Source organism: Actinorhabdospora filicis (assembly GCF_030269765.1).
In the GTDB taxonomy this organism is placed as follows: Bacteria; Actinomycetota; Actinomycetes; order Mycobacteriales; family Micromonosporaceae; genus Actinorhabdospora; species Actinorhabdospora filicis.
The window spans coordinates 2093034-2109030 of sequence record NZ_BSTX01000001.1 but is presented as its reverse complement, the minus strand read 5'-3'; the positions used below and the strand labels follow the sequence as shown (position 1 = coordinate 2109030).

Sequence of the window (15997 nt, the reverse complement as noted above, 5' to 3'; positions counted from 1 at the left end):
CGGCCTACCCAACGGGCCGAGCGAGGACCGTCAACCTTTTCTCACGGGAGGGGTCGGGCGTAGAGGCCCGCAGCAGTATGGAGCGTACGCGATTCTTCCGCAGGCCATTCGTCTGGATTGTCCTCGTCATCCTCGGTGTGGTCCTCATCGCCACGATGTTCTCCGGTGGTAGCGAGTACACCGAGGCCGAGACGTCTGTGGCGATGGCCCAGTTCGGCAACAGCAACGTCAAGAAGGCGGTGCTGGAGGACAAGGAACAGATCCTTCAGCTCGAACTGAACAACCCGATCAACGTCGACGGCAAGTCCGTCTCGAAGATCCAGGCCTACGTCCCGGCGCAGGCCATCGACGAGATCTACCCGAAGGTCACCACCGCCCCCGCGTGGGACGTGAAGGTCACCGAGGAGTCGATCTGGGTCGCCTTCCTGATCAACCTCCTCCCCATCGTGATCATCGTCGTCCTGCTGCTGCTGTTCATGTCGCAGATGCAGGGTGGCGGGTCGCGGGTCCTGAACTTCGGCAAGTCCAAGGCCAAGCTGGTCAGCAAGGACACGCCCAAGACCACGTTCGCCGACGTGGCCGGTGCCGAAGAGGCCGTGCAGGAGCTGGAGGAGATCAAGGACTTCCTCCAGGACCCGTCGAAGTACCAGGCCCTGGGCGCCAAGATCCCGAAGGGCGTGCTGCTCTTCGGCCCGCCCGGAACCGGTAAGACGCTCCTGGCGCGCGCCGTCGCCGGCGAGGCCGGCGTCCCGTTCTACTCGATCTCCGGTTCGGACTTCGTGGAGATGTTCGTCGGTGTGGGCGCCTCCCGCGTCCGCGACCTGTTCGAGCAGGCCAAGGCCAATGCGCCCGCCATCGTCTTCGTCGACGAGATCGACGCCGTCGGACGCCACCGCGGCGCCGGCCTGGGCGGCGGTCACGACGAGCGCGAGCAGACCCTCAACCAGCTCCTGGTCGAGATGGACGGCTTCGACACCAAGGGCGGCGTCATCCTGATCGCCGCGACGAACCGTCCCGACATCCTGGACCCCGCCCTGCTGCGCCCGGGCCGCTTCGACCGGCAGATCGCCGTCGACGCGCCCGACCTGGCCGGCCGCCGCGCGATCCTGGCCGTCCACGCCAAGGGCAAGCCGTTCGAGCCGAACGTCGACCTCGACACCATCGCCCGCCGCACCCCCGGCTTCTCCGGCGCGGACCTGGCGAACGTCATCAACGAGGCCGCCCTGCTGACCGCCCGCCACAACCTCAAGGCGATCAGCAACGACAGCCTCGAAGAGGCCATCGACCGCGTCATCGCCGGCCCCGAGCGCCGCACCCGCGCGATGAGCGAGAAGGAGCGGAAGGTCACCGCCTACCACGAGGGCGGCCACGCCCTGGTGGCCATGGCCCTCCCGCACCTGGCGCCCGTCCACAAGGTCACGATCCTGCCGCGCGGCCGCTCCCTCGGCCACACGCTGGTCCTGCCCACCGAGGACAAGTACACCCAGACCCGCAGCGAGATGATCGACACCCTGGCCTACGCGCTCGGTGGTCGTGCCGCGGAGGAGCTCGTCTACCACGAGCCCACCACCGGCGCCGGCGATGACATCTCCAAGGCCACCAAACTGGCCCGCGGCATGGTCACCGAGTACGGCATGTCCGCCAAACTCGGCGCCATCAAGTACGGCACCTCCTCCTCGGAGCCCTTCCTGGGCCGCGACATGGGCCACCAGCGCGACTACAGCGACGCCATCGCCGCCGACATCGACGCCGAGGTCCGCGGCCTCATCGAGATCGCCCACGACGAAGCCTGGGAGATCCTCGTCGAGCACCGCGACGTCCTCGACGACATGGTCCGCGAACTCCTGGAGAAGGAAACCCTGTCCCGCGAGGACATGGCCCGCCTCTCCGAGCGCGTCCAAAAGCGCCCCCCGATGGCCCCCTTCAACGGCTTCGGCAAGCGCAAGCCCTCCGACCGGCCCCCGATCACGACCTCCGCGGACGTGACCGAACTGAAGGCCCAGGCGGAGAGCAACGGCAGCAAGGCACTCGGCGACACGCTGAACACGACAGACCTGTAGCAACAGCGCAGCAAGGCAGAAGCAGCACAAAGGGCCGCCCGCGAGGGCGGCCCTTTTGCGTGCCCGGGGAGAGGAGGGGGAGAGAGGAGGAGGGGGAAAGGGCGGACGGGGTGAGAGAAGGGTGGGGAGGGAGGACGGGGTGAGAGAGGGCCGGGGAGGGTGGGATGGAGGGAGGGGGAGGGAGAGGGGCGGGGAGGGGGAAGACGGCTCGGTGACGAAGGCAAGAGCCGGGCAACCCACGCGGCGATGGGTGAAGCCGGCCCGAGGCAGGGCGGTAGACGTAAGGCAAGCCGGTGCGATGAGCGAAGCCTCGTACGGTGGGGGCGAGACGAAGACAGGCTGGGTGCGATGTGCGCGGCGTGAAGTGCAGCAAGCGCGAGACGAAGGCAAGAGCTGGGCAAAACACGCCAGCGATGGGTGAAGCCCGCCCGAGACGAGAACCGGGGACGATGTCACAACCCGGGTGCGATGCGTAGCAGGGTAGGGCTCTTGACCTGACCCGCAGCCGACGAACCTGGCCGTCGCCCAAGACGAGGCCCCGCACAACCTTTCCTTCGAGAGCTGGATCTTTCGGCGTGCGGCCTGACGGGTCTTTGGAACGAGGGTTCTGGGGGTGTCAAGACACGCTCTACCGTCTTGACACCCCCAGGTTCCTCGTTCACCGTCGCCGAGGCCGAACGACGGAAGATCCGCAGGCAGCAACCCGAACGACCAGGGTGGGGATGGAAGGGGACGGGGCAGGGAGAGAGGCACGACAAGGCCAGTGCGGGCCGGGGTGGTGCGGGCCGGGCTGGTGCAGGCGGCTGGGATGGGACGAGGCCGAGGAGTGGGGCTCGGGAGGCGGGATGGCGTGCCCCCGGTGGCCGGGCGTGGGCTTGGGGTGAGGTGCGCGGCCCGCAAGCCGAGAGAAGGCGAGGGGAGGGGCGAGAAGAGCGTGGCGCGGGCTGGGGCAGCGCGGGGCCGAGCCAGCGGATGGAGTGAGAGCCGAGGCGTGGCGACTGGAAGCCACTGAGAGGGGCCTCGTGAGGCGCACTCCGGCCAGCGAGACGGCGTGACCCCGACGGCCCGGGCCATGGCTGGGTGGGGTCCACGGCCCGCAAGCCGAGAGATGGCGGGGCGAGAGATGGCGGGGCGAGAGATGGCGGGGCGAGAGATGGCGGGGCGAGAGATGGCGGGGCGAGAGATGGCGGGGCGAGAGATGGCAAGCCGAGAGATGGGCGCGGGTCGACGTGGTGAGAGCCGAGGCGCGCTAGCTGAAGGGCTGCTGGGAGCGGCCCGCGAGGTGAACCCCGGCCCGGTGAGACGGCATGACCCCGACGGCCCGGGCATGGGCTGGGTGATGCCCACGGCCCGCAAGCCGAAAGACGGCGGGAGGACCCCACCCCCTGAGACCTCCCTCCCTTTCCCCCACCCCCCTCCCGCCCGCCACGTACCCTATCCCCGTGAACGAGAAACTTGATCACGTCGCCGCCCGGCTGGTCGACGGCCGTCTCCACGGCCTCCCCGTCGAGGACGTCGTCGACCTCAAGCGCATCGAGGCGGCGGTGCGGGAGATCCTCATCGCGATCGGCGAGGACCCCGAGCGCGACGGTCTCAAGGACACCCCCGCTCGCGTCGCCCGTGCCTACGCCGAGCTCTTCGCGGGTCTGCGCGTCGATCCCGCCGAGATCCTCAAGACCACCTTCGCCGAGGACCACGAGGAAATGGTCGTCGTGCGCGACATCGAGGTGACGAGTTTCTGCGAGCACCACCTGCTGCCGTTCTTCGGCGTGGCACACGTGGGCTACATCCCGGCCGAGCACGGCCGCATCACGGGCCTGTCGAAGCTCGCTCGCCTGGTCGAGGCCTACTCGCGGCGCCCGCAGGTGCAGGAGCGCCTCACCACCCAGATCGCCGACCAGCTGATGTCGGCGCTTGAGCCGCGGGGAGCGATCGTCGTCATCGAGTGCGAGCACATGTGCATGGCGATGCGGGGCATCCGCAAGGTCGGCGCGAAGACGGTCACCTCGGCGGTGCGCGGCGTCCTGGAACGCGACGCCAAGACCCGCGCCGAAGCGATGAGCCTCATCCTGAACAAATAGCCAGAGCTAGGGAACCAGCTCCGGCGCCGTCATGCGGTAAGCGTCGACCAGCAGGGCGGCGAGTTCGTCCCAGTCCTGGTCGACGTCGAGCCACGCGCCGATCCAGCCGTGCCGGTCGACGTAGGGCGGGTTGAAGAACTGCGCGGGGGACGCGGTGACGAGCCGTTCGCCGTGCTCGGTCTTGAACCACACCGAGTCGCGTTCGGACACCTGGTGGCGCATGGCGAAGATCTTGTCGCGCACCCGGAAGGCGGCCTCGGCGGTGCCGTCCACTTCGGAGGTTTCGGGCAGGGCGAGGCAGATGCGGCGTAGCCGGACGAGGGGTTCGGTGCTCATGACCTCCACATCGTACCGCCCATGTCGTGATCAATCGACTACGGACCGGGATGTCGACCCGCCCGGGGTGGCACTAACCCGGGATTAACAGGCGCCCGGATCGCCATATCGTTTCCTCATCAGCCGGTAAGCCACATGGGAGGGCCACGAGATGAGCGACTTCGACACCCCGGGTCACGAGGACTTCGACAACGACGGTCTCGACGACCACGCGATCACCGCGGACTACGGCGACCACTCCACCACCGCCGTGGACACCGACTACAACGGTGACGCCGAGGGCGTTTACGAAGACGACAACAACGATGGCGTGCAGGACCACCTGTACCTCGACGGTGACGGCAACGGCACCATCGACTCCGAGGCCTTCGACAACAACCACGACGGCTACGCCGACACCATCGTCTCCGACTTCAACCACGACGGCTCCGTCGACCAGGTCTCCGAGGACACCAACCACGACGGTGTCGTGGACGCGGTGGCCATCGACGCCGACCAGGACGGCAATCTCGACACCTACGCCGAGGACGTCAACCACGACGGTGTCGCCGACGAGATGATCCTGGACCGGGACGGCGACGGGATCGCCGACGCGACCCTGACCGACACCGACGGCGACGGCGCGATCGACCAGGTCGTCTACGGCGACGCGTCGGTGAGCGCGAACCCGTACGCCAGCTAACCCGGCGAGCACGGCTGAATGAACGTCCCTGGGGAGTGACGGACACACCGAACAGGGCGAGGGGGCGGCGGGCCGTCCGCGTGATCTTCGAGAAATCGGGGATCCGCGGGCGGCCCGCCTTCAGTTCTCCGGACCGGCCAGGTGCGCCGCCCGCGCGCACCACTCGGCCGCGTCGGTCCGCAGCGTCCAGGGACGGTGCAGCAGCGCGAAACGGATGTGCTCGCCGTCCAGGTGCGCCGAACGCGGCGGCAGGCCGCTGGCCAGGCGCCCGTCCGGGCCCCATTCGCGGCGGCCGGGATCGCTGACCAGCGCGACGATCCGCTCGACCTCGTCGGGCCAGCCGGGGGCGCCCCACCAGTGGTAGCGGGTCAGCCCGGCCTGCGCGGCGGCGCCCAGCAGGGTCCGCGGCAGGCCCAGTTCGCCTATCTGGCGCAGGAACCCGCCCAGCACGGCCGCCACGTGGTCGACGGCCTCGTGCCGGTCGCCGGCCGCCAGGGCGCCGTAGGTGTCCCCAGTGGACAAAACGCGCTCCGGGTCGGTCAGCCACGCCCCCAGCGCCGCCGCGAAGGCCGGGGCGGTCTCGGCGGCCCCGGCGAAGTCGGCGACGGTGGCCTCGACGCCGATCCCGGACGCCAGGCGCCACTCCCGCAGCGACTCGCGCACGTGATGCACCGTGTGCATGGTGGTGCGCAGGAGCTCGCCGTCGGAGATGCGCCGCTGCCCGAACCAGCGCATGACCGGCCCGTGCGTCCACAGCGCGTCGGTGAGGCCGATCGCGGCCAGGTCCAGCACCGTCATGAGCCGGTCGGGGTCGACGCCGACGCGATCGGCGAGGACCCGGCGCATCTCGTCCACCGTCGGCGCGCAATCGGCGTCGTGGACGTGGTTCTCGTAGGCCGCCGGGAGCTGCCGGTAGGGGTGGACGCGTCCCCGGCGCGGCACGAACCAGTCCTCCACGCCGTGGGCGACGTGCAGGTGGGCGAAGACCGGGTCGCCGGGATGGTCGGCGGGCAGGTCGTAGAGCGACTCGTGGTCCACGTTGGACAGCAGCTGGAAGCGCAGGGCCGCCAGGAGTTTGCGCAGGCCGTCCAGGTCGACGCCCTCCAGCGGGCGCAGCGCCTCGTCGCCGCTCTCGATGATCAGCGCCAGCGCCAGGGCCTCGGCGAGCGAGCCGGGCAGCGTCCACTCCGGCCCGGCGAGCCGGTCGACGACCTTCATCGCCGCGGCCTGGAAGCGCCGGACGAACTCCAGGTCGTAGCGGTGCCGGTAATGCTGCGGCAGCATCGAGACGATGTAGAGCCGCGAGGCGTCGACGGTGTGCGGGCCGGAGCGGATGAGCGTGGCCACGTCCTCGCCGAGGATGTCCAGGAACAGCTCCGCCGAGCGCATCAGCGCGCCGATGACCAGGTCGGCGTCGTCGGGATCGGTGTCTGGGCCGAAGATCTCCGGCCCGAACGCGGTCACCTTCGCCGCCTCGGCGCGCAGCCGCGAGGCCCGGCCGTCGAGGACCAGCGCGCGCGGCGGGTCCGGGTCCGGGCCGTCGTCCTCGTCGCCGAACTCGCCTTCGGCGAACTCCGGGTCCAGATCCGGATCCAGCTGCACCGCGCAGGACTCCAGCCGCCAGTCGGTGAGGTACTTCGAGGCGGCCAGCACCCGCTCGACGGTGCGGCGGCAGTCGGCCTCGGCGGCGGCCAGCGAGGGCGCCTCCAGCCGCAGGTCCAGATGCGTCACGTACGGTTCGACGCTCAATTCCGGTGGTGGCCCCTGGGGCCTGGCCCTGGTGAGGCCGGTGAGCAGCAGACGGTGGGCGCCCTCGCATTCCAGCGGGGTCAGGCGGGCGCGGCCTCCGGGCGGGGCCAGGTGCACGTGCAGGGCGTAGTCCATGACGACACGTCCTTTACCGGTCGTGAAGGCGGGGGACACCTTGTTTAACGGAACCGGCCAGAAAGCGTGACGCGCCGAACAGTGCGGGCTTTCCGTTGGCACGCAACGGAAACGCGCTGCTCAGTGCGAGGCGGTGAGCTTGGTGAGCAACGCGGTCACGACGCAGTCGGCGGTGGCGGAGTCCACATGCCACGGATTGGCCCGCAGCATGTCGCGGACCGTGTCGAACTCGTCCTCGGCGTAGGCCGGGAGCAGCGCGGCGATACCGCCGTGCACGGCGGCGTGCGGTCCCCAGTCGGGGTGGTTCGGTTCGGTCAGCATCGGCGCCACCAGGTCCACTGTGGACGACCAGCCCGGCGTGCCGAAGCGGTTGCGGGCCAGCAGCCCGCCCCGAGTGGCCGCCACCAGCAGGCCGTGCCGGACACCGCCCTCGCGGTTGAGGCGGGCGATCGTGGAGAGGTTGTGCGCGACGACGTCGCAGAAGACCCCGTGCGAACCGCCCGCCAGCTCGCCGACGGTGTGTCCACTGGGGAGCGTGCGGGTGCGGTCGGTGAGCCAGCCGCCGAAGGCCTGGAGGGGATCGCGCAGATCGCCGTCATAGCGGGCGGCCAGGTCGGCCACCGTGGAGCGCTCGTCCAGGTCCAGCCGCGCGCACCAGTCGCGCAGCCAGCGCTGCGCGGCATGCCGGTGGTAGCACAGGACGCGCCACAGGTCGCCCTTGCTGATCGGCACCTCGGGCGCGATCGCGGGCGTGGTCGACTGCCAGGTGCCCTCGACGATGCCGACGGCGGCCAGATCGATGACGGTGAACAGGTTCTCGGCGTCCAGGCCCAGCTCGGCCGACAGCAGCCGGGCGGCCTCGCCGTCGTCGGCGTCCTCGATGTCGTCGAAGACGGTGGCGCGATAGCTGAGCTGCTCGATGAAGTAGGGGTGACCGGCGGGGCCGGGGACGAACCAGCCGACCAGGCCACCGGGCGCGACGTCCATGTGCTCGAAGACCGGGTCGAGGCCGCGGTCGCCGGCCGACTCGTAGAGCCGCAGGTGGTCGTCGCCGGCGAAGACGGTCTCGCGCAGGGCGGCGTAGGCGGGCTCGATCTGCTCGCGGGTGAGCAGCTTCTCGTGGATCACGCGCCGCTCGGCGGTGGCGATCATCAGGTGCAGCGCCAGGGCCTCGGCGAGGTTGGCCGGGGGCGTCCAGGTGGGTCGCCCGAGGCGCCCGGCCACGTCGATGACGGTGACCAGCATCCAGTTGGCGAAGGAGGCGTCGTAGCGGGGCCGGTAGGGCTCCGGGAGCAGGCCGAGGACGCCCATGGCGCCCACGTCGGCCAGGCGGCTCAGGTGCACCGAGCGGTTGTCGCGCAGGGCATGCCGGGTCGCCCTGTACGCGGTGTCGTGCAGCATCCCGGCGGCCAGCCGGGCGGTGGACTCCGTCACCCGTCCCCCGCCGAGGCCGAAGTCGGCCAGGGTGAAGGGCGAGGGGCGCGAGGCCTTGATCAGCAGGCGATCCCGCAGCACGTCGGGAGGCGTGCGGGGGCGCTCGGGCGCGGGCGGCTCGACGCTGAGGGGGCTGGTGGTGCAGTCGGCGCCGTCGGCGTCCCCGGTCTGGGCCAGGAACACGTCGTCGAGCTTCACGCCGCAGTGCGCGACGCTCCACTCGGCCAGCAGGACCGAGGCCTCCAGGGTGTGACGGACCATCGCGTCGGCGAGCTGCTCGGCGCGGTCGAGCCCGTCGACGTCCAGCGGCAGGATCAGGTGGGCGCCGGCGGGTTTGGTGCACACGTGCAGGTCGGTGATGGCCAGCTCTCGCTCTGTTCCCTTGTGCGTCAGGCCCTCGGTGGACATGAGCTGCCACAGGTTCAGGCGCAGGAGTGATTCGGCGCCGACCTGCTGCAGGGAGTCCATGCGAGGGCGGTCTTCTGGCTGGGAGAGCCGCACCTCCACCGGGTAACGCATGTCCCATACCGTAACCGGCGCCAGAGACATCGATCGCCCGCGATGGGCCGTGTTCTTCAGGTTTGACCCCCTCGCCCCTTCCGAGCTGCCGCGATGCCCCCGGCCGTGACGATCTTGTGATCTCGCCGCGTCATTTCAGGGCCTTCCGGCGGGCCCGAATCGCACGATGCGTGGCCCCGTCGCGACCGAGTGAACAGGTTCGGGCGATCGTCGCGGGACAGTGAATGCGACAGTTCGGTCCATTGTGGACCGATCAGCGCCCGCTCGCGGGCGGTGAGTAGGGCACGGACGGGCGTTCGGGCGTTACCCGCGCGGCGGACCGGTCCCCGGAAACGATGAGACGGCCTCCGAGAACTGTCGGATAGCCGTCAGATATATCGGATCCAAGCGGGTCAGTACCGCATATTCTGGCGCGGGTGCGCCCACCCGGGCGAGTGTCGGGTCTGCGCCTTCAGATGGCGAAAGACGCCGGCTTCCGGTAATGACCCCCGGCCGGCGGGCGCTCGGTAACCTCGCAGGCGTCCGGCCACAATTCCACAGCGCGACCCCAATTCACCCCCGGCACCACCGACGCCGGTAACCGGGGCGTCGGACAGTGCCAGGAGCGGGTCTGCCGGGGCTGCACCCGGCTGGAGGTGATGTGCCAGTCCACCAGCAGCATCCCCTCGGCCACCGCGAGGGTGGCGATGGCGTAGGCGCGGTCCTCGGCCTCGGCGCGCGAGGTGGCATGGATGTGCATCGTCAGGTGCACGCCGTTCGGGTGCGGCCGCACCCGCAGCATCGGCGGAGCGGGCGAGCGCTCGACCAGCAGGAGGTACTCGCGGTCGAGGTAACGCCGCAACGGTGGATGCAGGATACGGGCCACACCGTGCTGCTGCGGGGCGTCGAGGGGTGGCGTCCCCGCCGGTTGGCGGAGGCGGACGTCGACGGTGTACTGCATGAGCGTCACAGTAGGACAGCGGAGCGCGGCGCCAACGGACATCCTGTGCGACGGAGCGGGCCAACGGATGTTGGCAAACGTCGATGCTCGCGCGCTCGTGTACTCGACCGCACGTCGTGTACCGGAAAACAGGCGTGAGTGATCGGTGATCTTCGTTCCGTCGTCCCCGATGCGGGGATTCGTCGCCGCCACGGGCCGGACGTCCCGCCTCCCATGAACGTGGAGCGCGGCGGCGCGTCCACAAAGGCCCCGTGTCGGGTTGCGCGCCACCGGGGTGGGTGGGGGAGGATTGGCGGGTGACGGCCACCGAGACCCGCATCGTGGACCCCGGCGACCCCTACGCCGATCCGCCGCGCGACTGGCGGCGGGTGGGGACGCTCGCGGGGGGCTGGCTGCTGGTGTGGATCGTGCTGGCGGGGCTGGGGTGGGTGGTCATGCAGGTCCCCGCGCTACAGGACCCGTCGGGCCCGCAGCCGACCAATGAGCGCCCGCAGGACGCCGTCCGCTCCTTCCTGGACGAGGCTTACGGCCGTGGCGACTTCAACCTCGCGGTCGCCTTCCAGTGCGACACTCCGGGAGCTCCCAGCGCGGCGGCCCTGCGGCAGGAGCGCGACGCCCTCGAAGCGCGGATCGGCACGATCGGCACCCGGGTGGAGCAGGTCGAGCCGCAGAGCGTGAGCGGTGACGTGGCGACGGTGTCGGCGAAGGTGGTCTACGTGGCCGACAAGTACGTGCCGACGGCCGCGTTCGTGTTCACGCTGGAGAAACGGGACGGCTGGCGCATCTGCGGCATGACGCGGGAGCCCGCGAGCTGGCCGACTCCCACGCCGTCCTGATCACTCCACCCACAGCAGGTGGATCTCCACCTTCTCCGTGCGGGGTGTCTCCCCGGTGCGCGACCAGCGGTACCAGGCGTCCTCCTCGCACACCCGCAGGCAGATGTCGCCGCGGTCCTCGTAGGGTTCGCTGGCCGCGCGCAGGCCGCGCCGCTCGCCGTCGGGCACCGACTGGGCCAGGCGGCGGCCGTTGAGGCCGGCGACCTCGCTGGCGGGCATGGGGCGGCGGATCGGCGGGGTCTCCAGCCGGACGAGGCGGTCGAGGACCGTCCCGATGTCGTGGATGATCTTGTTCTCGGGGAAGCCGGGCTGTTCGATCCAGACCCGTTCGATGGGGACGAGGGGCGCGAAGACCTCCACGCCCTCCTCCTCGGCTCGGTAGAAGTCGGCCTCGGTCAGGATCGGCACGTACACCTGGTCGCCGCGGTGAACCTTGTCATCGGCCCGCAGGTCGTAGCGCCAGCCCGAACCGGGACTGCCGACGATCACCCGTTCGCCGCGCAGCTCGTCGACCGATACCGCCGGTGTCGGCACCAGCGGGATCGGGGATCGGACGGTGAACTTCTCGTCGTGCACCCGACAATCCTCGCATGACCACGAACAGTGACAGATGCCCCAGCCGGGCAGGATACGTCAACCATATGGTTGGCGGCCGTCGTTCGTGCATTCACTGAGTCGTCATCCGCTCGGTGAGGTGCCGCTGACCTGGAATCTTTCGCGATGTGGATTTCCCGTGGATCAAGGCGGTTCCGGTTCTGCAAATGCGCGCCGTGGCGGGAAAGTGGCAGCTGCATGGTTCAACTGCGTCCGCGCTTTCGGTTTCGCTCCACTGTGCGCGGCCGAAAACAGTCGCGCCGGGCGCTTTGATCCTCTCAGGCGGAGGGCTCCCGACGCCAGACCCAGCGCAGCGCGTCGGGCAGGATCGCCCCGCAGAAACCGGTGTTGTGGCCGTTGTCGCCGAGCGCGAGCCGGAAGTCGTAACCGGCGAGGGCGAGCGCGGCGGCGACCTTGAGGTTCTCGGCCAGCCAGTTCCATTCCGGCTCGTTCCAGCCGAGGTCGCGGTGGGCGGCCTGGAGGAAGACCCGCAGCGGCTTGGGCGGCGTCGTGGCGAGCAGCTCCGGATAGGGGTTGCCCTCGGGCATCTGGGCGAAGCTGGAGTTGAAGGCGATGACGCGCCGGAAGCGGTCGGGCCGCAGCCAGGCGGCGGTGAAGGCGCAGTTGCCGCCGCTGCTGCCGCCGCAGACGGCCACGCGGTCGGGATCGTCGGTGATCGGGTGGCGGCGGGCGACCTCGGGGAGGATCTCGGTCAGCAGGAAGGTGGCGTAGCGGTCGTCGAAGGCGTCGTACTCGGCGTTGCGGTTCTTCGGCTCGGCGGCGCCCTCGAAGAGGCCGGGGTCCACGAACACGCCGATCGTGTACGGAATCTGCCCACTGTGGACGAGGTTGTCCAGCACGATCCCGCCGCGCAGGTCGCCCTCGGGATCGAGGTACCACCAGCCGTCCTGGAACAGCGTCACCGAAGCGGGCTCGGCCGGGTCGTACCCGGCGGGGACGTGGATCCAGACCGTGCGGGAGGTGCCGGGATAGACCGCGCTGTCGCGCCACTCGAAGGACGTCGTCTCGCCCGCCGGGACGCCCTCGCGCGGCGAGGAATCGGGCCCGTGGGCGTAGCGGACGTCGCTCATGTCGACCGGGAGCGGACGGTAGGGCACCTGGGTCATGCGCGTGAAGGTAGGGAGCGGACCATCGGCCCGCAACCGATTTGCGTTCCGATGTGGACGGACGGTGACGCCCTCAGCCCACCGGCAGCGGCGTCCGCAGGTCGGCGGCGGCCAGCCGAGCGGGCGTCTCGGCGGAGCCGAGCGCGGCGAGCACGAACTCGGCGGTGGCCGCCCAGCAGTCCTTGGCGTGCCGGAGCAGGAAGTGCCCGTCGCCGGGGACCTCCAGGCGATGGACCTCCGGGGTCACCTCGCGGGCGCGTTCGGCGTAGGCGAGGGACAGCGCCGCCGAGGCGGTGCTGCGGTCGGCGTCCCCGTGCAGGATGAGGATCCGGCGCCCGGCGACCTGCGCGACGGGCTCGCCCTCGGGGAGCCAGGGCGCGACACCGGCCACCGCCACGACCGACGGGTGGCCCGCCACCGCGAAGGCGGCCCGGCCGCCCAGCGAGTTCCCCACGAGCGCCACCGGCACGTCGCCGTACCGGCGGGCGATCTCGGCCAGCGCCCAGCGCGCGTCGGCCGCGGTGTCGGCGTCCTCGCCGTTCCAGCCCCGGAAGCGGTAGCGGAGCAGATGCACGGCCACCCCCTGGCCGGCGCCCTCACCGGCCACGCGCTTGGCCAGGTCCCGCATGCTCCACTCCACGATGGACAGTGGACGCCCGTGGGACTTCACCGAGCCGCCCGGCAGTACCAGGACGACCGCGCGCGGCTCGGGCGCGCCCAGGAGCGGGGACAGTTCGGGCTGTCGGGTGCGGCGGCTGAACATCGCGGTTTCCTCCCGGACTCGGTGGCGACGGTTCTTTGTACTGCCATCGGGTCCGGACGGCACCGTGTTCTGGGCCACGCCGAAGACTCGCCGTGCACTGTGGAGGGACGCGCGTCGGGCGATAACGGCCCCATTCGATTCCGGTGCGGCATTCGGAAACGGTGGGTGGAACCGTCGCCCGGCGATTCCGGAGAGGCTTTCATGAACGCGGCCGTGACATGCGGAAACGCCGACGTCCGGTGATCATGTTCCGTTCGTCCTGTTAGTGTCGGCCCATTGATCGCCGGATTCTCCATCCGGACTCCGAGCAGCTCTCCCGAGCCTTCTTTCAAAGGGTGTTCGACAATGGCGCACAGCCCTGCCGTTCGTCGCCTGACCACATTGACGCTGGTGACCGCGGCCGCCGGTGCCGCCGCCGGGCTCTTCCCGGCACCGGCGCTCGCCGACTCGATCATCTACGGGGATCCGCCCCAGCACCTCGCGCTGTATTTCAAGCCAACCACCGTGCGCGCCGGTGGAAGGACCACACTGGAGCTCACCACCGATCTGTTGGTGACCACCGGGAACATTGATCCCACCTATTTCGCCTCGCTCATCAGCGGCCCCGATGGTGACCCGTTTCCGTCCTGGCTGAAACTCTCCGGGTGCACCAACATTCCCTCGACTCAGCAGGACTACTGCAATGTGGATCTGCCGAAGGTCAAGGAGAAGCCGGAGACCGGCGGCGTCCGCGTCTACTACAAGCTCGTGATGCCGGTGACCGTGGCCGCCGACGCGCCGGCCGGGGGCACCGCCAAGCTCATGTGGGACAACTCCGGCCCCGGTCCCAAGGACGAGCTCAAGATCGTGAAGCCGCCGCCTCCGACCTCGCCCCCGGCGCCGACCACGCGCCCGCCCGCGCCGACCACGAGCACCACGCCCCCGCTCCCGGTCACCGGCACGGCCGCCGGACGCACCCTCGTCTGGCTGGTCGCCGGGGCCCTCACGCTGATCACCACCGGTCTCGCGCTCGGCCGCGCCGCCCGCTCCCGCCGCGACAACGACTAGCCCGCTCCCGGAAGGGCTCGTGAGCGCCTCACGAGCCCCCGAGCGGGGCCCCTCGCTGCTGCATGAAGACGCTCGGGTCGATCGCGCCGGAGGAGTTGGGGTCGTTGTTCAGGTGCACCTCGAAGTGCAGGTGCGGGCCCGAGGAGTTGCCGGAGGTGCCGGAGATCCCGATCGGCTGCCCGGCGGTGACCTTCTGGCCGACGATGACCGGCGGCTTCTGCACCATGTGGCAGTAGCGGGTGATGACCCCGGCGGCGTGGGTGATCTCCACGTACCAGCCGCAGCCCATGACGGCGGGGGAGCCGTCGGCGTCGCAGGAGTACGGCACGCCGCCCAGGGACGCGTTGCACAGCACCAGGGACACCACGCCCGAGGAGGCGGCGTGGATGATCGTGCCGCGCGGGGCGCCGAGGTCCACGCCGTCGTGGGTGGGCCGGTCGGCGGTGCGGAAGCCGGAGACGATGCCCTCCTCGACCGGGGTGGTCCAGCCGGAGGCCGAGATCTGGCCGGCGTTGGCGCAAGTGCCCGGCGCGGCGCCGAGGGCGGCGCGGGCGGCGCCGTCGGTGAGGGCGTTGACCACGTCGGTGGCCAGCGGCTCCCACTTGGCGTAGGCGTCGGGGAAGGCCGAGACCTGGACGCGCTGGGCGGCCACCGTCAGCGGCAGCCGCTCCCACTCGGCGATCTTCTCCAGCTTCCCGTAGAAGCGGCCCGCCGCGTAGGCCGGGTCCATGATCTGCGCGGGGGTGCCCCAGCCCATCGACGGGCGCTGCTGGAACAGGCCCAGCGAGTCGTGGTCGTTGGCCGAGCCGAGGTCGCCGTAGTTGTGCAGGGTCGACTCCTGCATCGCGGTGGCCACCGCGATCACCCAGCCGCGCGGCGCGATCTCGCGCTCCTGCCCGACCTTGATGATCACGGCGGCGTTGTAGCGCTGCTCGTCATTGAGGTTGCCCACCGAGGGCAGCTCGCCGTCGAGGTTGAGGGCCTGCGTCGTCCCGCAGCCCACCAGGTTCATGCCCGGCGCCTTGGGCTGGCTGGCGAAGAAGGTGTAGGCGACCGTCCCGGAGCAGCACAGGAGCAGGGCGGTCACTCCCGCGATCACCGCGATGAGCCGCCCTCGTCCGCGCACCACGCCGGTGGGCATCAGCCACGCTCCCAGTCCACGGAGCTCACCAGCCAGTGTCCATTGACGATGGTCAGCCCCAATCGCAGTGTGCCACCCACCGCGCTGACTGTCACCTGTGCCAGTTCGCCCTGGCGCATTGAGAGAACCGGTTCACCGAGCAGCCGGTCGGTTGGGACGGCCTCCGGCGGGACGTCGGTCAGCTCGGTGGTGAGCGCCTCGGTGGAGAGGGGACGCAGGTCGGCGTGCCATTTCGCGGCGTCCTCGCCCGGCCGGGCCCACTTCGCCGCGAAGTCCCCGGCGACGTCCAGTATGTCCTGCGCGCCGGGCGACAGGGACGGCGCGGGCTCGGCTGTCGGCAATCCGCTAGAGCGCACCACCCCGTCATCGGGGGTGTGCGAGCCCGTCGAGCGGCTCGCGTCGGACTGCGTGCCGGCCACGCCGTCCTCGGCCGTCCCGCTCAGCAGGCGGCTGATCGTCAGCACCACGACGATGAGCAGGACGATCGCCCCGACGAGGCCGTACCTGCTGAACAGCAGGCGGGTGAACCGGCGCATGGGCTCCCAACCCTCTA

At 70.5% G+C, this 15997-nt stretch carries 14 protein-coding genes; 5 read left to right on the top strand and 9 right to left on the bottom strand.

The features are described from left to right. Positions 1 to 77 precede the first annotated feature (77 nt). Together ftsH and folE are read left to right on the top strand one after the other, a co-directional pair. On the top strand, positions 78 to 2060 hold the full coding sequence (gene ftsH / locus QSK10_RS09870) for an ATP-dependent zinc metalloprotease FtsH (RefSeq protein WP_285662325.1): 1983 nt from the start codon (positions 78 to 80) through the stop codon (positions 2058 to 2060). A 1442-nt stretch (positions 2061 to 3502) separates the two neighbouring features. Beyond that, positions 3503 to 4141 (top strand): GTP cyclohydrolase I FolE, encoded by a 639-nt coding sequence (folE, locus tag QSK10_RS09865; RefSeq protein ID WP_285662324.1) that lies wholly within the window; start codon positions 3503 to 3505, stop codon positions 4139 to 4141. Positions 4142 to 4147: 6 nt separating this feature from the next. Here the strand turns inward: folE and QSK10_RS09860 are convergent, their stop codons facing one another. Continuing rightward, positions 4148 to 4477, bottom strand: coding sequence for an MmcQ/YjbR family DNA-binding protein (locus QSK10_RS09860; protein ID WP_285662323.1), 330 nt, complete (start codon positions 4475 to 4477; stop codon positions 4148 to 4150). Positions 4478 to 4628: 151 nt separating this feature from the next. Here QSK10_RS09860 and QSK10_RS09855 point away from each other — a divergent pair, with 151 nt between their 5' ends. After that, positions 4629 to 5159: a hypothetical protein gene (locus QSK10_RS09855; RefSeq protein WP_285662322.1), complete on the top strand. Its 531-nt coding sequence runs from the start codon at positions 4629 to 4631 to the stop codon at positions 5157 to 5159. Between the two features lie 120 nt (positions 5160 to 5279). On the opposite strand, the gene QSK10_RS09850 is transcribed toward QSK10_RS09855, so the two are convergent. The 3 genes from QSK10_RS09850 to QSK10_RS09840 form a co-directional block, all read right to left on the bottom strand. Next, positions 5280 to 7043: a hypothetical protein gene (locus QSK10_RS09850; protein ID WP_285662321.1), complete on the bottom strand. Its 1764-nt coding sequence runs from the start codon at positions 7041 to 7043 to the stop codon at positions 5280 to 5282. A 120-nt stretch (positions 7044 to 7163) separates the two neighbouring features. Continuing rightward, a complete protein-coding gene (locus QSK10_RS09845; RefSeq protein ID WP_285662320.1) occupies positions 7164 to 8996 on the bottom strand; it encodes a hypothetical protein in 1833 nt (610 codons plus the stop codon). A 451-nt stretch (positions 8997 to 9447) separates the two neighbouring features. After that, positions 9448 to 9936, bottom strand: a complete 489-nt coding sequence (locus QSK10_RS09840; protein WP_285662319.1) for a hypothetical protein — start codon at positions 9934 to 9936, stop codon at positions 9448 to 9450. A gap of 296 nt (positions 9937 to 10232) precedes the next feature. On the opposite strand from QSK10_RS09840, the gene QSK10_RS09835 reads away from it, so the two are divergent. Beyond that, a complete protein-coding gene (locus QSK10_RS09835; RefSeq protein WP_285662318.1) occupies positions 10233 to 10772 on the top strand; it encodes an Rv0361 family membrane protein in 540 nt (179 codons plus the stop codon). Here QSK10_RS09835 and QSK10_RS09830 read toward each other — a convergent pair whose 3' ends face one another. The 3 genes from QSK10_RS09830 to QSK10_RS09820 all read right to left on the bottom strand — a co-directional run bounded on the left by QSK10_RS09830 (position 10773) and on the right by QSK10_RS09820 (position 13256). After that, on the bottom strand, positions 10773 to 11348 hold the full coding sequence (locus QSK10_RS09830; protein WP_285662317.1) for a hypothetical protein: 576 nt from the start codon (positions 11346 to 11348) through the stop codon (positions 10773 to 10775). Positions 11349 to 11644: 296 nt separating this feature from the next. Then, positions 11645 to 12493: an alpha/beta hydrolase gene (locus QSK10_RS09825; RefSeq protein ID WP_285662316.1), complete on the bottom strand. Its 849-nt coding sequence runs from the start codon at positions 12491 to 12493 to the stop codon at positions 11645 to 11647. Between the two features lie 73 nt (positions 12494 to 12566). Next, complete coding sequence (locus QSK10_RS09820) at positions 12567 to 13256, bottom strand: dienelactone hydrolase family protein (RefSeq protein ID WP_285662315.1); 690 nt, start codon at positions 13254 to 13256, stop codon at positions 12567 to 12569. A 345-nt stretch (positions 13257 to 13601) separates the two neighbouring features. Here QSK10_RS09820 and QSK10_RS09815 point away from each other — a divergent pair, with 345 nt between their 5' ends. Next, positions 13602 to 14303, top strand: a complete 702-nt coding sequence (locus QSK10_RS09815) for a hypothetical protein (RefSeq protein ID WP_285662314.1) — start codon at positions 13602 to 13604, stop codon at positions 14301 to 14303. A 28-nt stretch (positions 14304 to 14331) separates the two neighbouring features. Here QSK10_RS09815 and QSK10_RS09810 read toward each other — a convergent pair whose 3' ends face one another. Both QSK10_RS09810 and QSK10_RS09805 read right to left on the bottom strand, forming a co-directional pair. Beyond that, positions 14332 to 15444 (bottom strand): M23 family metallopeptidase, encoded by a 1113-nt coding sequence (locus tag QSK10_RS09810; protein WP_285662313.1) that lies wholly within the window; start codon positions 15442 to 15444, stop codon positions 14332 to 14334. Next, on the bottom strand, positions 15444 to 15980 hold the full coding sequence (locus tag QSK10_RS09805) for a hypothetical protein (protein WP_285662312.1): 537 nt from the start codon (positions 15978 to 15980) through the stop codon (positions 15444 to 15446). The genes QSK10_RS09810 and QSK10_RS09805 overlap by 1 nt, the downstream gene beginning before the upstream one ends. Positions 15981 to 15997: the final 17 nt, after the last annotated feature.

Coding starts and splice junctions, on each gene's coding strand:
- ftsH (WP_285662325.1), top strand. CDS start 78: ATGGAGCGTACGCGATTCTTCCGCAGGCCATTCGTCTGGATTGTCCTC.
- QSK10_RS09860 (WP_285662323.1), bottom strand. CDS start 4,477: ATGAGCACCGAACCCCTCGTCCGGCTACGCCGCATCTGCCTCGCCCTG.
- QSK10_RS09855 (WP_285662322.1), top strand. CDS start 4,629: ATGAGCGACTTCGACACCCCGGGTCACGAGGACTTCGACAACGACGGT.
- QSK10_RS09850 (WP_285662321.1), bottom strand. CDS start 7,043: ATGGACTACGCCCTGCACGTGCACCTGGCCCCGCCCGGAGGCCGCGCC.
- QSK10_RS09845 (WP_285662320.1), bottom strand. CDS start 8,996: ATGCGTTACCCGGTGGAGGTGCGGCTCTCCCAGCCAGAAGACCGCCCT.
- QSK10_RS09840 (WP_285662319.1), bottom strand. CDS start 9,936: ATGCAGTACACCGTCGACGTCCGCCTCCGCCAACCGGCGGGGACGCCA.
- QSK10_RS09825 (WP_285662316.1), bottom strand. CDS start 12,493: ATGACCCAGGTGCCCTACCGTCCGCTCCCGGTCGACATGAGCGACGTC.
- QSK10_RS09820 (WP_285662315.1), bottom strand. CDS start 13,256: ATGTTCAGCCGCCGCACCCGACAGCCCGAACTGTCCCCGCTCCTGGGC.
- QSK10_RS09815 (WP_285662314.1), top strand. CDS start 13,602: ATGGCGCACAGCCCTGCCGTTCGTCGCCTGACCACATTGACGCTGGTG.
- QSK10_RS09810 (WP_285662313.1), bottom strand. CDS start 15,444: ATGCCCACCGGCGTGGTGCGCGGACGAGGGCGGCTCATCGCGGTGATC.
- QSK10_RS09805 (WP_285662312.1), bottom strand. CDS start 15,980: ATGCGCCGGTTCACCCGCCTGCTGTTCAGCAGGTACGGCCTCGTCGGG.